This window comes from Paenibacillus campi, assembly GCF_034659835.1.
GTDB lineage: Bacteria > Bacillota > Bacilli > Paenibacillales > Paenibacillaceae > Saccharibacillus > Saccharibacillus campi.
This window is the reverse complement of record NZ_JAXSQZ010000005.1, coordinates 18,395-33,046: the sequence shown is the minus strand read 5'-3', so window position 1 is coordinate 33,046 and position 14,652 is coordinate 18,395. Positions and strand designations below refer to the sequence as shown.

General features: G+C 49.1%; 12 protein-coding genes and 1 riboswitch. Of the genes, 1 reads left to right on the top strand and 11 read right to left on the bottom strand.

All coding sequences use genetic code 11. The features are described 5' to 3' along the window. Positions 1–672: 672 nt before the first annotated feature. The 10 genes from purF to U1I11_RS13325 all read right to left on the bottom strand — a co-directional run bounded on the left by purF (position 673) and on the right by U1I11_RS13325 (position 12,752). Positions 673–2,154 (bottom strand): amidophosphoribosyltransferase, encoded by a 1,482-nt coding sequence (purF, locus tag U1I11_RS13370; RefSeq protein ID WP_322906634.1) that lies wholly within the window; start codon positions 2,152–2,154, stop codon positions 673–675. Then, positions 2,139–4,388 (bottom strand): phosphoribosylformylglycinamidine synthase subunit PurL, encoded by a 2,250-nt coding sequence (purL, locus tag U1I11_RS13365; RefSeq protein ID WP_322906633.1) that lies wholly within the window; start codon positions 4,386–4,388, stop codon positions 2,139–2,141. Before purL ends, purF begins: the two co-directional genes overlap by 16 nt. Then, positions 4,366–5,055, bottom strand: a complete 690-nt coding sequence (gene purQ / locus U1I11_RS13360) for a phosphoribosylformylglycinamidine synthase subunit PurQ (RefSeq protein WP_322906632.1) — start codon at positions 5,053–5,055, stop codon at positions 4,366–4,368. Before purQ ends, purL begins: the two co-directional genes overlap by 23 nt. Before the next feature lie 4 nt (positions 5,056–5,059). Next, a complete protein-coding gene (purS, locus tag U1I11_RS13355; RefSeq protein ID WP_188778527.1) occupies positions 5,060–5,305 on the bottom strand; it encodes a phosphoribosylformylglycinamidine synthase subunit PurS in 246 nt (81 codons plus the stop codon). A gap of 306 nt (positions 5,306–5,611) precedes the next feature. Further along, complete coding sequence (locus U1I11_RS13350) at positions 5,612–6,505, bottom strand: phosphoribosylaminoimidazolesuccinocarboxamide synthase (RefSeq protein ID WP_322906631.1); 894 nt, start codon at positions 6,503–6,505, stop codon at positions 5,612–5,614. A 41-nt stretch (positions 6,506–6,546) separates the two neighbouring features. Further along, entirely contained in the window at positions 6,547–7,842 is a 1,296-nt protein-coding gene (gene purB, locus U1I11_RS13345) for an adenylosuccinate lyase (protein WP_322906630.1), read from the bottom strand. Next, complete coding sequence (gene purK, locus U1I11_RS13340) at positions 7,835–9,016, bottom strand: 5-(carboxyamino)imidazole ribonucleotide synthase (protein ID WP_322906884.1); 1,182 nt, start codon at positions 9,014–9,016, stop codon at positions 7,835–7,837. Before purK ends, purB begins: the two co-directional genes overlap by 8 nt. Further along, entirely contained in the window at positions 9,016–9,513 is a 498-nt protein-coding gene (purE, locus tag U1I11_RS13335) for a 5-(carboxyamino)imidazole ribonucleotide mutase (protein WP_322906629.1), read from the bottom strand. The genes purK and purE overlap by 1 nt, the downstream gene beginning before the upstream one ends. A 309-nt stretch (positions 9,514–9,822) precedes the next feature. Further along, a riboswitch (purine riboswitch) is annotated at positions 9,823–9,924 on the bottom strand. A gap of 373 nt (positions 9,925–10,297) precedes the next feature. Then, the gene (locus U1I11_RS13330) at positions 10,298–11,731 is read right to left on the bottom strand and encodes a phosphopantetheine-binding protein (RefSeq protein ID WP_322906628.1); all 1,434 of its coding nucleotides are present in this window, start codon (positions 11,729–11,731) and stop codon (positions 10,298–10,300) included. Between the two features lie 580 nt (positions 11,732–12,311). Continuing rightward, positions 12,312–12,752, bottom strand: coding sequence for a universal stress protein (locus tag U1I11_RS13325; protein ID WP_322906627.1), 441 nt, complete (start codon positions 12,750–12,752; stop codon positions 12,312–12,314). A 464-nt stretch (positions 12,753–13,216) separates the two neighbouring features. Here U1I11_RS13325 and U1I11_RS13320 point away from each other — a divergent pair, with 464 nt between their 5' ends. Next, complete coding sequence (locus U1I11_RS13320; protein ID WP_322906626.1) at positions 13,217–14,188, top strand: AraC family transcriptional regulator; 972 nt, start codon at positions 13,217–13,219, stop codon at positions 14,186–14,188. Between the two features lie 113 nt (positions 14,189–14,301). Here U1I11_RS13320 and U1I11_RS13315 read toward each other — a convergent pair whose 3' ends face one another. Next, the gene (locus U1I11_RS13315; RefSeq protein WP_322906625.1) at positions 14,302–14,586 is read right to left on the bottom strand and encodes a DUF1294 domain-containing protein; all 285 of its coding nucleotides are present in this window, start codon (positions 14,584–14,586) and stop codon (positions 14,302–14,304) included. Positions 14,587–14,652 lie beyond the last annotated feature (66 nt).

Genomic DNA, 14,652 nt, shown 5'->3' with positions numbered 1-14,652 from the left:
TAGCGGTCAAAAGCCAGCGGCAAATGCTACGCCCAAACGATTCCATCCTCTCCGCTTCGTGCAGAAAGCTACTGCGCTCCAACACCATTTCCGCCTCATTAGGGGGTTGTCGGGAAATACTGCTCGTAACTGCTACTCAGATAGTTGGGACACTATTAAATTTCAATGAGTTTAAACGTTCTAAAAATTAAGAGACGATACATATGTTGAAGTTGATCGTTCCCAGATCAAGTTGATTACCGGTCGCACCAATAGAGATTGTGTTGAATCGTATGATGCAGCTAGATGTATAGCATGCTGTTCGGTATGCTGTATTGAGTTTAGGGTATGCATTTGGATGTGTTTACGATCTCACACAAGAGCAAAATCTCTGCTTGTATCTATTGTGCTTTTGATCTTGTGCTTTTGATCTTGTGCCTTTGATCTGCCCACCTGCCACTTCCACCCGAGAAACGATTTTCCTTCTTGGAAACTGAAGCGGAATGTGCGGAGCGCAGGGGGAGGAAATAGGTCTGAGATCGCCTTTGAAATCGGGTTCCTTCTTCTACAAGAGGTTATCCAATCCAAGGCACCCGATTTCAACACACGAGCGGCGACCTATTCTTCCCCCGGAGCGGTCCCTGTACCTATTCCACATCATCTTTTCCACAAATGAAAACCAGTCTCTCCCTCTCAACACCCACACCCGAATTGTTCTTCGCCGCCGAAATCGACCTGGGTCGGATAGTCGTTGTCAAAGCATGCCATACACATGCCGCCTTTATAGTCGTTCTGATTATCGCCAGCGACCGCTTCCACTAGCCCGGTATGGCTTAGGAAAGCGAGCGAATCGGCGTTGATTTCCGCGCGGATTTCTTCAATCGACTTGGAGGAAGCGATCAGATCGCGTCGATCCGGTGTGTCGATACCGTAAAAACATGGATTTTTAAATGGTGGCGATGTGATGCGCACATGCACTTCGATCGCACCGGCATCGCGCAACATATTGACGATGCGGCGCGACGTTGTGCCGCGTACGATCGAATCGTCGATCATCACGACACGTTTGCCTTCCACAACGCGGCGTACAGCGCTTAGCTTCATTTTGACACCTTGCTCACGCAGCTCCTGGCTCGGTTGGATAAATGTACGTCCGGTATATTTGTTTTTGATCATTCCAAGCTCATACGGAATACCGGTTTGTTCGGCATAACCGATCGCTGCCGAGATGCTGGAATCCGGTACACCGGTGACGAGATCGGCATCGACGAACGCTTCACGCGCCATCACCGAACCCATCCGTTTACGTGCCGAATGCAGATTGGAACCGTTCATATCGCTATCCGGGCGGGCAAAATAAATATATTCCATCGAACAAAGCGCTTTACGCTGCGGTTCGTCCACATAGGAATCTTCATGCAATCCGTTCTCATCCAGCACAAGCAGCTCGCCCGGCTTCACATCACGAATCGCTTCCGCACCAATCGTCTCCAATGCACACGTCTCCGAAGTGAAAATATACGCATCACCAAGACGTCCCATCGTGAGTGGACGCAAGCCATTTGGATCGCTGGCTACGATTAATTGCTCATTCGTCATCACGAGAAAAGCAAAACCGCCGACAATACGGCGAAACGCATCTTTGACCGCTTCCACAAGCGGCTTCGACGAACGTGCGATCAGATGCGCAACCACTTCCGTATCACTCGTCGTCTGGAAAATCGAACCTGCTTCTTCCAACTCACGCCGAATTTGCGGCGCATTGACGATATTACCGTTAGTCGCCAGTGCCAGCTCACCTGCACGATAGCGGAATACGAGCGGCTGTGCATTGCCAAGATGGCTACTACCACTCGTCGAATAACGCACATGACCGACCGAGATGTCGCCGTTCAACTTGCTCATCATGTCTTTATCAAATACTTCCTTAACGAGTCCCATCCCGCGATGGTAGTTAAACTGGTTCCGGTCACTTACACATATGCCGCAGCTTTCTTCCCCACGATGTTGTAAAGCGTGCAGACCGTAATAAGACAGGGAAGCGGCCCCCGAGTGTCCGTAGACACCGAAGACGCCGCATTCCTCCTTTAACGTATCAAAAATATCATTTGGCCCGGTGCCCTGATTGTAATAGTCCCCGGTCCAAAGTTGTAATCCGTTTAATTCATCAGACATGGAATCGCATCCTCCCAGACCTGGCGAAGTGCGTCTACTTCTTCAGCCAGGACTTGCTTACCGTCCACTTGAATATTAAGATTTGGTGCCGCTACAACTTGTCCGATTCGTGTTACCGGTACGCCTGCTGTCGCCAGCTTGTTGGCGAGTTCGTCCGCTTTGTCCGCCGTTGCCGACAGCAAAATACGGGATTGCGATTCGCTGAACAGCAACAGATCGCTGCGCAGACCGTTCGATTGCAGCTCCACTTCGGCACCAAGCTTACCGCTGATGCATGACTCTGCCAGCGCAACCGCCAGTCCGCCTTCGGACAGATCGTGTGCAGATTGTACGAGACCGCTTTGGATGGCACTCAATACGCCATCGAGCAATTGTTTTTCTACGACTAGATCAAGCGCCGGTGGGCGGCCTTCTGTTTTGCCGTGTACGACATATTGGAATTCGCTACCGCCTAGCTCAACTTTCGTTTCACCGAGCAGGAACAGCACATCGCCCGCTTGTTTGAATGCTTGTGTCGTAATGTGATCGGTATCGTGTACAAGACCGACCATACCGACAACCGGTGTTGGATAGATGGAGCCGCGTGCATTTTCATTGTACAAGCTAACATTACCGCCGATTACCGGCGTTTCCAGTGCGCGGCAAGCTGTTGCCATACCGTCGACCGATTTTTCCATTTGCCAAAAAATTTCCGGCTTTTCCGGGCTACCAAAGTTCAAGTTGTCCGTAATCGCCAGCGGTTCTGCACCGGAGCAGACGATATTGCGCGCCGCTTCGCTGACTGCAATCTTGCCGCCCACTTCCGGGTCAAGATACACAAACCGGGAATTGCAGTCCGTCGTCATCGCCAGCGCTTTGCGTGTGCCAGGTACAAGCACAACCGCCGCATCTGAACCCGGACGAACGGCGGTGCTTGTGCGCACCATATAATCGTACTGATCATATACCCATGCTTTGCTCGCTACCGTTGGCGAAGCGAGTACGGATTTGAGGGCAGCTGACAGATCGGTCACTTCGTTATAACTTGTCGTGTCCACCGTTGCCATTTGCTCATAATAGGCAGGTACGGCAGATGGTTTATTGTATACCGGGCACTCGTCAACAAGTGCATGTACAGGCATATCACCAACCAGCTCATCATGATGGAACAGCTTCAGACGACCATCATCGGTCACTTTACCGACTTTGGCACAAATGACACCCCAGCGCTCGAAAATTTCCAGCGCCTGCGCTTCATCCTTCGGTTCCACGACAAACAACATCCGTTCCTGCGATTCCGACAGCATCATTTCGTACGGTGTCATGCCTTCTTCACGCTGTGGCACCTGATCCAGATACAGCTCTAGACCGTTACCCGCTTTACTTGCCATCTCTGAACTGGAACATGTCAGTCCGGCTGCGCCCATATCTTGAATACCGAGTACGATACCGCTGTCGATCAGCTCCAAGCACGATTCCATAACGAGCTTTTCCATAAATGGATCGCCCACTTGTACCGCTGTTTTGCGCGCTTCCGATTCTTCGGTCAGTTCTTCAGACGCAAATGTCGCGCCGTGGATACCGTCGCGTCCAGTTGGCGGGCCGACGTAAAATACCGGATTACCTACCCCTTTGGCGACACCGCGTTGAATTTTATCGTGATCGATCAAGCCGACACACATCGCATTGACGAGCGGATTGCCTTCATAGCTCTCATCAAACATCACTTCGCCGCCAACGGTCGGAATACCGATACAGTTTCCATAACCCGCGATACCAGCGACCACATGCTCGAACAAATATTTCACACGCTCGCTTTCCAATTTGCCAAAACGAAGCGAGTTGAGCGACGCGATCGGCCGTGCGCCCATCGAGAAAATATCGCGAATAATCCCGCCCACGCCGGTAGCCGCCCCTTGATACGGCTCTACTGCGGATGGATGGTTATGACTTTCAATTTTGAATACAACCGCCTGATTGTCACCGATATCGACGATACCAGCACCTTCGCCCGGACCCATCAATACACGCGGGCCATCCGTCGGGAAGCGTCTCAACAGTGGTTTGGAGTTTTTGTAGGCACAGTGCTCCGACCACATGACACTGAATACGCCGATTTCCGTATAGTTTGGTTTACGTCCGAGGAAACCGCAGATCAGGTCGAATTCGGTATCCGATACGCCCATTTGTTGGTACAATTTCTGTTCTGCGACTTGCTCCGCCGTCGGTTCCTTAACGGATGTTTGCTGCGTCATGCTGATCCCTCCAGGCTTTCAAAATAGATGTAAACATTTTCTTGCCGTCTGTGCTGCCGAGCAGTTCGTTGACCGCACGCTCCGGGTGCGGCATCATGCCTACGACATTGCCGCGCTCATTGCAAATGCCAGCGATATCGTGCAGCGATCCGTTTGGATTGTCGCCATATTGGAATACGATCTGCTTGTTCGCTTTCAGCTGTTCTAATGTCGCTTCATCACAATAATAATTGCCTTCGCCGTGTGCGATTGGAATAATGATTTCTTCATCTTGGGCATAATCGAGCGTGAACGGAGTTTCGTTGTTCGTTACGGTCAGCACCGTATCATGACAACGGAATTTCATCGATTCATTACGCAGCAATGCGCCAGGCAGCAAACGCGCTTCAGTCAAAATTTGGAAACCGTTGCAAATGCCAAGCACGTACTTGCCTTGCTCTGCCGCTTTCACCACTTCATTCATAACAGGCGCAAAGCGGGAAATAGCGCCGCAGCGCAAGTAATCACCGTAGGAGAAGCCGCCCGGAACGAGAATACAATCATAAGCCGACAGATCGGTTGCCGTGTGCCATACATAATCAACCGGCTCGCCTAGCGTTTCTTCGACCGCTTTGAAGCAGTCGATATCACAGTTGGAGCCAGGAAATACGAGTACCGCAAATTTCATGGAATTAACCCTCCAGTTCGAATCGATAGTCTTCAACTACCGTATTAGCCAGCAGTTTCTCACACATTACTTTCAGGCGCTGTTCCGCTTCCTCGCGGTTGTCGGTATCCAGCTCAATCTCCATAAATTTGCCGATGCGCAAGCTCTCCACTTCATTGAATCCGAGAGAATGCAGTGCGCCTTGTACGGTCGCTCCTTGTGGGTCAAGTACGCTTTCTTTAATGGTCACATGGACAGTCGCTTTGATCATAGGTTAATTGTTCCTCCTTGGGATGGTGAGTAGCTTACGCTTTAGCGGTAGGATGTGCCGGGCATTGTGGCATGTTTGGCCTATCTACCAGTACTGCTGTTCATTTTAAAACAAAAGCAACGATAGGACTGCAATCGATAACCGTTGCGGTGAAAACTGTAGCCCAATTGCTACACATCGCCTCGGTCATCGTTATATCGGTTGCTTATATCGTACATTGTTTATACACAAACCTCTATACAAACGAGTCCGCATAACAATGAACGTCTCGCCGTCGTCCATTTCAGTATCGCTACCTTATGCGAATTACGAAAGTTTGGAACCGGTCAGCTTTTCATAAATCGCCAGATAGCGGTCTGCGGTCGCCTGTACGACTTCAGCAGGCAGCGGGGCGGGCGGACTGTTTTTATCCCAGTCGGTGCCTGCCAAATACGTGCGTACCGGCTCTTTGTCCATACTGTCGATTTCGATATCCAGCGCATAATTCGCTTTTGACCAGAAACGTGAAGAATCCGGGGTAAAAATCTCATCGATCAAAATCAACTTGCCATCGATCAAACCGAACTCAAATTTGCAATCCGCCAAAATAATATCGTGCTGCAAACACTGCCTGCGCGCAAATTCATACAGCTCGATACTTTTGTCGCGCAGTTGTACAGCTAGTTGTTCTCCGATCTGTTGCTGCATGTGCTGAAATGAAATGTCCTCATCATGACCGACATCGTTTTTCGCTGCCGGGGTGAAGATCGGGTGAGGGAACGCTTCATTTTTGCGCAAGCCGAGCGGCAAGGCAATCCCATTCACTGCACGGGTCTGTTCGTATTGACGCCAGCCGCCGCCGGTAATATACCCGCGTACGACGCACTCCATATCGATTCGCTCCGCTTTGCGGGTAACCATAATCCGGTTACGCAGCGCTTCGCGATCACGCACGATATCGCCAAGCTCGTCCACATCGATATGCACGACATGATTGTCGATCAGATGCTTCGTTTCTCCAAACCAGTACGCGCTCAGCCGATTGAGCACCTCGCCTTTATGCGGCACCGGCGGATCAAGCACATAGTCGAATGCCGAGATACGATCGGTGACGACGATCAACAGATGCTCGCCCAAATCGTACAGCTCGCGTACTTTGCCTTTATAAATTAGCGGCGCATCGATCAGATTCGCTGCCGTGGATAATGCCTGTGCTGTCATGTTGCGTTCCCTCTCCCTCAGTTGGTATATATCGCTGCTACTCAGTCCAAACCAAGCTTTTTGAAAATCGTATCCACATGTTTCAAATGCCATGCCGAATTGAAGGCATCATCGATTTCTTCACTGCTCAGTTGCGACGTAATCTCCGGCGTTTCCAAAATGATATCTTTAAACGAACGCTGCTGCTCCCACGCCTGCATCGCACGCGGCTGCACCGTATCATACGCTTGCTCACGACTCATGCCTTTATCGATCAGCTTCGTCATCACACGACCGGAGAACGGTACGCCATACGTACGCTGGATGTTACGCTGCATATTTTCCGGAAACACGGTCAAGTTTTTCACGATATTGCCAAACCGGTTCAGCATATAGTTCAGCAGCATCGTTGCATCCGGCAAAATAATACGCTCCACCGACGAATGCGAAATGTCGCGCTCATGCCACAATGTTACATTTTCATACGCGGATACCATATGACCGCGGATGACACGCGACAGACCGGAAATATTTTCCGAACCGATCGGGTTGCGTTTGTGCGGCATCGCGGATGAGCCTTTTTGACCTTTGGCAAATGCTTCTTCCACCTCGCGGAATTCGCTCTTTTGCAAGGCGCGAATCTCGGTTGCAAATTTGTCGAGTGAAGTCGCTACGAGCGCTAGCGTCGCCATATATTCAGCATGACGATCACGTTGCAACGTCTGTGTGGAAATCGGTGCCGCTTTGGTGCCCAGCTTATTGCAGACGAACTCCTCTACCGCCGGATCGATATTGGCGTACGTACCGACCGCACCGGAAATTTTGCCGTATTGCACATTGTCAGCCGCATGGCGGAAACGTTCCAGATTACGTTTCATTTCCTCATGCCAAAGCGCCATTTTCAAACCGAATGTCGTTGGCTCGGCATGTACGCCATGCGTGCGTCCCATCATCGGCGTATTTTTGTAAGCTAACGCTTTTTCCTTCAAAATTTCGATAAAATGAACGATATCACGTTCCAAAATTTCATTCGCCTGACGCAGCAGATAACCGAGCGCCGTATCAACCACATCGGTCGAAGTTAAACCGTAATGTACCCATTTGCGTTCCTCGCCCAGACTTTCCGATACCGCACGCGTGAACGCGATTACGTCATGGCGTGTTTCCTGCTCGATTTCGTAAATGCGATCGATATCAAAGCTGGCGTTAGCGCGCAGCTTGGCTACATCTTCGTGCGGAATGACACCAAGCTCTGCCCATGCTTCACAGGCGCAAATTTCGACTTCAAGCCATGCTTTAAATTTGTTTTCCTCGCTCCAGATGTTGCGCATTTCGGGTCTGCTATAACGTTCAATCATGATATGTTCTCGTCCCCCATATGTTGGTTTGCTCTATCCAATGTAGAGCGTCTTCACTATTATGACACAGCACATTGATATGTCCCATCTTACGTTTCGTTTTCGCCTCTGCTTTACCATATAAATGGTACTTCGGTATGACATGCAGCCGCTCTGCATCGTCATCTGCTATCAGCATACGCTGTTGTACATCCGGCACATGCTCACCGAGAATGTTCACCATCACCACCGGCATATGCAGCTTCGTACTGCCAAGCGGCAAACCGCAGATCGCCCGCACATGCTGTTCAAATTGGGAGGTCGCACACGCCTCCATCGTATAATGCCCGGAATTGTGCGGCCGTGGTGCCAGCTCGTTCACATACAGCTCGCCATCCACGGTACAAAATAGTTCCACTGCCAGCAAGCCGACCGCATCCATCGATTCAGCGATCGCTGCCGCCATCTGCTCGGCACGCTGCTGCACTTCATCCGCCACACGCGCAGGCACGATCGACAGATGCAAAATGTTATCGATATGAATATTTTCGGCAACCGGGAATGTTTTAATCTCGCCATTGCTGCTGCGGGCGGCGATGACGGATAGTTCACACGCAAAGTCGATAAACTGCTCTACGACCAGGTCGGTGCCTGCTACACTGAGCTCGGCATACGCCTGTGCTGCCTGCTCCTCGCTGCGAATAACAAATTGCCCTTTACCATCATAACCGCCTGTCGCCGTCTTCATGACACATGGTGTGCCAAAACGACGTACCGCTGCCAACGTTTCCTCGGCGCTTGTCACTTCAGCATACGGCGCTACGGTCGCGCCTGCCGCTTCAATCGCCCGTTTCTCCCGCAGACGATGCTGGGTCGTATATAACAGCTTACTGCCCTGCGGCACATACGACTGCTGCTCTAACAATGCCGCTACACCGGCATCTACATTTTCAAATTCATAGGTGATCACATCCGCTTGCTCGGCAAGCTTTCCAGCGGCAGTCACATCATCATAACCGGCTACGATCTGGCTGCACACTTGACCACATGGCGCATCCATTGCCGGATCAAGCGTAACGAATCGATAGCCGAGCGGTGCACCTTGCAACACCATCATCCGTCCGAGCTGCCCGCCACCAAGTATCCCAATCGTCGAGCCAGGCGCGATCACATGTGCTTGTACCGATTCGTTCATCATTCGTCCGCTCCTAGCGTTTCGCTCGATGCCAGCACTTCTTGCTTGATGCGCTCGCGGCGCTCGTTCAAACGTTCCAGAATCGCACGATCAAATGCACCGAGCATCTGTCCGGCAAGCAACCCGGCATTGATCGCGCCCGCTTTGCCGATCGCTACCGTCGCTACTGGAATGCCACCCGGCATCTGTACGATCGACAACAAGGAATCAAGCCCGTTTAGCGCCGCCGATTTGACCGGCACACCAATAACCGGAAGCAGCGTTTTGGCGGCAATCATGCCCGGCAAATGCGCTGCGCCTCCGGCACCAGCAATAATAACTTTAATTCCGCGATCTTGCGCTTCTTCAGCAAAACGGAACATCAAATCCGGTGTACGATGTGCAGATACGACTTGCTTTTCGTAAGGGATATCCAGCTCGTCCAGCACCTGACAGGCATGCTGCATCGTTTCCCAATCTGACTTGCTGCCCATCACGATAGCGATCTGTACTGACATGACATTACCTACTTTCTGTAAAAGGATAAATAGTAAACCAAATGACGGCTTTATAGATCAAGCATAGCATTCGCTTGTTCGCGCAATGTTAGCGACTGGAAATCGCCGCCCCATTATGACAATTCCAATTTCCAGCCAGAAAAAAATCCGCAAATCTATGAGTAAACAAATGTTGTTTGTTTCTCAAGATTTCCGGACTACGAGCATCAAACAGATGAAATGCAGGCGCTTGATCGACCGGCTCTCCCTTAGCTTCAAGGATGGCACCGGATACAGCCGCAACATCGAGACAGCCCGACGACTGCTCGCCTGTTCATTATCTGCGCTCGTAGTCCGAAAATTTACGGTTTTCGGGTAGATACTTCCGGGCCTTATTCCCAGCGTTATACGAGTAAAATCACAATTCACGTTAACTATAAGCTTCATTACACAGTGTACCAATGAGCTACACGATATGTCAACTTAAAAGGCGAACGTTATAAAGTTCACATTTTCCATTGTTCGTATTTTAGTCGATTATACAACCTATCCAATGGGATCAATCGGTAAAATGGCAAAAAAGACGCACCGCTATGACATCATTTCCCCTTTGGAAACAAACGAACAGTTTTATCAAAAGCGATGCTCGATTGTTAGAGCGGGATTTACCATCATTCCGGTACGCCTGCTTATAGTTAATACAATAGGGTTACACATAAACTGAAGCAAGATGCTGACTACGTTCGTTTACTTCCGCACTCTAGCTGATAGATCAATCTGTCTGATTGTTCAGAAAGCTGTCTCACTATGAATTCACTACACAGTACTTGCTGTTCAACAGCTCGGTAATCGTGCGTATGGACGAAAGATTAGCCACTGTTAAATCTTGATCCTCAATATGAATGCCCAGCCTTGTCTCCAAACCGACGATCAGATCGATCGTTGTAATGGAGTCCAGTCCCGCCTCCTTCAATGGTTTATCCGGGTGCAACTCCACTTCAGTTTGGAAAATATTGTGCAGCACATGCAGCACAGCTTGCTCCGTATCTTCCGCACAACCGGTTTGCGACAAGTGTATAGAAACGTCGGCTTCCGGCTGTATCGTCTGCGGCGTTACTGACGTAATTATAGGCCACTGGCTCTGATCACGCCCGTATCGCTCTAATAATGCTTCCTTCCAGCGATCCATTCCAAATGCAACACAGCCAGAATACAGCTCCTTACCATCTTCATCACAAATATCATATTTGCTACACAGCACATCTTCGCAATAATTAAACGAGGCGATCGAGCTTTGCTGTCCATTGTTGCGCACCGCCGCTAGTTCATACTTTGCATTGCTCACTAGCTGATACGTGCCTTTTGTTTTCACATCTTGGCTGAAAAAGAACGGGTCGGTCGCTGTTTCGATGTGACCTGTTAACCCGAGACTCGTAAACAGCTCCCATACATCGTCCATAATCGCATTGCGCATGTCCATCACCCACTGCTGATCACCGACAAATACGATTTCGCGCATCATAAATTCAGCGCGCCGAAACTCGTCCTTACGCCAAGCGATCTCATTGCGAAAACATTTGCCTTTTGCGGTCATAACGTGGCGCTTGCCTGTACGACTACCTTGCTGCTCCTCATAACAGTGATAACAAATACATGGCTGCAAAATTTCGCCAGTCGGCACGAGCGACTGATGATGAGTATGCGCAGCCGCTTGCTCACGAAAACGATTGATCGTTTTAAACTGATGCGGCACGGTCGCCACACCGACGATATGTTGCGGGAAATTAATATGATATTGGTTGCGCGCCATATTCGCTTTTGTAAACGTGGACGGATATTCGCGCAAAATCGCCCCATGTCGACGGGCGATATCGATAAATACACGATCAAGCTGCTCCAGCAGCGTAATGTCTGTTTCATCTAGATAAGTTGCGGATACCGATCCGGTTGCCGCTCGCTCCACTGATTGCGCCGTCGCCTGCTCCGAGCCGGATCGGTTGCTGCGTACGACCGTTTTGCCGAGCACACGCGTTGGCGCTAGACTGTCGCACAGAGCGGCATAGTCTGCACGCAGCTCCTCTGCTTGTGCCTCCTGTTGTTCATGGCAATCAACAACAATGATATGATCGTCTTCGATATAATGTACAGCGGTTATCGCTTCGGCTAAATAAGGAATCCGCTCCATAAGCAGATCAAGTTTGCCTAACATAGCGTCTGATACTTGCAGCCGTATTTCCATCTGTGATAACTCCCTTCTCCGTTGGATCACTTTATCGTTGTTGATCGGTGTGCGTGAATTGCTGAATAGAAGATGTTGCACTACTGTCTTATTAACCTGCTTAACAATAAATGTATGCACTTTAATCCAATTCGTTCTGTACATTCGCTTCTTGTTATGTACAACATACCTATGTTATCGGCATTTTTACATCATAATATATAGTAAATTAGTATTATTATGTAAAATTATGCACCAAGCAAGCAGCTAGTAGTTTGTATCAAATATATTTACAGTTTGTCGATCCAACAATAGCTTGGTGCTGAATCGATTTAGGTACGTTTAAACACAATTTCCATTTGAGACAGCCTACTAGTAAATCGTCTCAAATACATTTACAGTTTGTCGATCTAACCATTGCTTGATGATGAATCGGTTAAGGTACGTTCAAACACAATTTCTATTTGAGACAGCCTACTAGTTTACATCGACCAAGCGGCTACTTTCATTCGCCTATCATCATGTTAGCCAACTGTAACAGTGTATATTCAAAACGGCAGCAGTCTGCTATTCAGACTGCTGCCGCTATGTGAAGATCGCTTTATTTTACAATCAATACCGGAATACGCGCATGTTGCACTACATTATGGCTGACACTGCCAAGCACAAATTCGCGAATGCTGCCCAAACCACGGCTACCGATAATGATCACATCAGAGTTATGGCTTTCGGCAAATTCAAGAATGCTTTGGGCGGCGGAACCTTGAATCATTTCCACATCGTATTGGTTCGTAATGCCGGATTCGTCCAAACGGCGTTTTGCCTCTTTTGCCGTCTGCATCGCCATCTCATACAGTTCTTCATTGGAAGTGGTCGGTACTGGTACAATCCCTTCCCCCATAAAATAACGTGGAAAATCAAACACATGGATCGCATCGATATGCGCCTCAGGATTCGCTTTAGCCAACTCAATCGCACGATTTAGCGCTTTGTTAGATGCTTTGGAACCATCATAAGCAAGCAAAATATTAGAAAATAACATGTTTGTTCCCCTCTCTTTCTCAGCGTGACGCTGATTACAAAATGATAGCCGCTGCCCGGTTTCTCTTGCTGCAGACGGTTATGTACATGCCCGGACAGTTCAGATGGCACATTCCCATTATATCACTGTTAACATATTAGCCGCATCTGCCGCGATCCTATCAACTTGTCCATCCTAACCGGCAAGTCGGCACAGACGCACAGCAAGCGCCTGTACGATGAATTACCCGCAACCGTTTCCTGCTGAAACGAGCGCGCAACGCAATGTGGCTCAACTTGCTCGTTCCAGCGCCTGTACGATTATACTCCATTGCAAACGGTGCAATATTTTAAGTGTTGTTCATTTTATCTTCATGAACCGATTGTATAATAAGCAAAGTAATGATTAGTTTGCACACAGAAGTGTTCCATAGCTAGCTTCTACACCATATTAGCATCCCCCACAATGATGAAAGGAGCATACCGATGAACCCCTCACAACTGGATGCGTTTCTGCTGCAAAACAATCAACGTCCTCGTTCGGATTGGCACCAACTGATTGCAAATGACGAGCCGCAATCGGTAAATATACAAGGACAACAAGTATATGTGTTCGATCTCCATTTCAATAGCATATATGATGTACCGTTCGAGCATCACATCGTTGTTTCACAGCAGCCTCCTGGTACAGATATCCCATTTCATATGCATCCCTATAGCGAGCTCATTTATGTATATCGGGGGCAATGCACGATCGCTTTGCTACACGAACACATCGTGATGCGTGAAGGCGATCTCATTTTAATCGATCAACAAACGCCACATACGGTCTCACCTACAGGTATAAACGATATTATTATCGATGTGAAGCTTAAACGAGACTATTTGTCATTCCGCTGTTTGAACCGGTTTACCGATACGATCGCTCAGTTTCTGGTGCATGCACTGATCGACAGTCGCCGGGTCAATCGTTATTTGTATTTTGAAGCCAAACCGGAGCTGCCGATTCACGATACGATGATACGCATATTATGTGAGTATTTTGAGCGCGATTTTTGCTCTGCTAAACTGATCGATGCCTACTGCTTTATATTGTTTACCGAATTGGTACGGCATAGTGGCACACAGCCGGATTCACATCATACGACCGTGCTGGAGCTGCTGCGCTATATCCGTGAGCATTACCGCGATTGCAGCCTGATTGAGCTTGCCCAACAGTTTGATTATCATCCGAATTACGTTTCCGCTTTGCTGAAAAAAGAAACTGGCTATTCGTTTATGGATTTGCTGCAAATGGAACGATTGAACAAAGCAGCACTGTATTTAACGAACTCGGATATGCCCATTCCTGCAATTGCCGAGGAGGTCGGCTATGCCAGCGCTTCGTTTTTCCATAAAAAGTTTAAGGAGCGATTCGGTGCAACTCCGAGCAGCTATCGTCAGCAGGCGCGTGATTGAAACAGGTTAGAAGTTAACGTATGCAGAGCGCGCCATGAGCTTGAACCGTTCTCCTAAAAACGACAACTAGCCGGAGCGATACCACATCGGTATGCTGCTCCGGCTAATGTTGATTATGCCAGCAAACGGTAAAACAGATAGCCATACAGCAGCACATTCAACACCAGCAGTGCAGGCACACCGAGCACAAATGAACGATGCTTCGTTTTGTGGCGACGTGTGAGCATAGCGATCCAGATGCCGGCACCACCACCGATAGCGGCAAGCGTGAACAGCGTTTTTTCCGGTATACGCTCGCGGCTTCGTCCGCGCACTGCCCGGCTTTTATCCAGTGACATCGTAATATAGGCAACCACATTAATAATGATCAGCCAAACACCGATGATTTGTATCGTCATTGCCGTCCCTCATTCCAACCATTCTACTCGTTTCGCCTCTGCTGATCGATTATATAGCCGTTGATG

Excerpts from the sequence above, each read along its gene's own strand:
- purB (WP_322906630.1), bottom strand. The coding sequence starts at position 7,842 with ATGATTGAACGTTATAGCAGACCCGAAATGCGCAACATCTGGAGCGAG.
- U1I11_RS13330 (WP_322906628.1), bottom strand. The coding sequence starts at position 11,731 with ATGGAAATACGGCTGCAAGTATCAGACGCTATGTTAGGCAAACTTGAT.
- purE (WP_322906629.1), bottom strand. The coding sequence starts at position 9,513 with ATGTCAGTACAGATCGCTATCGTGATGGGCAGCAAGTCAGATTGGGAA.
- U1I11_RS13315 (WP_322906625.1), bottom strand. The coding sequence starts at position 14,586 with ATGACGATACAAATCATCGGTGTTTGGCTGATCATTATTAATGTGGTT.
- U1I11_RS13320 (WP_322906626.1), top strand. The coding sequence starts at position 13,217 with ATGAACCCCTCACAACTGGATGCGTTTCTGCTGCAAAACAATCAACGT.
- purQ (WP_322906632.1), bottom strand. The coding sequence starts at position 5,055 with ATGAAATTTGCGGTACTCGTATTTCCTGGCTCCAACTGTGATATCGAC.
- U1I11_RS13350 (WP_322906631.1), bottom strand. The coding sequence starts at position 6,505 with ATGACAGCACAGGCATTATCCACGGCAGCGAATCTGATCGATGCGCCG.
- purK (WP_322906884.1), bottom strand. The coding sequence starts at position 9,016 with ATGAACGAATCGGTACAAGCACATGTGATCGCGCCTGGCTCGACGATT.
- purF (WP_322906634.1), bottom strand. The coding sequence starts at position 2,154 with ATGTCTGATGAATTAAACGGATTACAACTTTGGACCGGGGACTATTAC.
- purS (WP_188778527.1), bottom strand. The coding sequence starts at position 5,305 with ATGATCAAAGCGACTGTCCATGTGACCATTAAAGAAAGCGTACTTGAC.
- U1I11_RS13325 (WP_322906627.1), bottom strand. The coding sequence starts at position 12,752 with ATGTTATTTTCTAATATTTTGCTTGCTTATGATGGTTCCAAAGCATCT.
- purL (WP_322906633.1), bottom strand. The coding sequence starts at position 4,388 with ATGACGCAGCAAACATCCGTTAAGGAACCGACGGCGGAGCAAGTCGCA.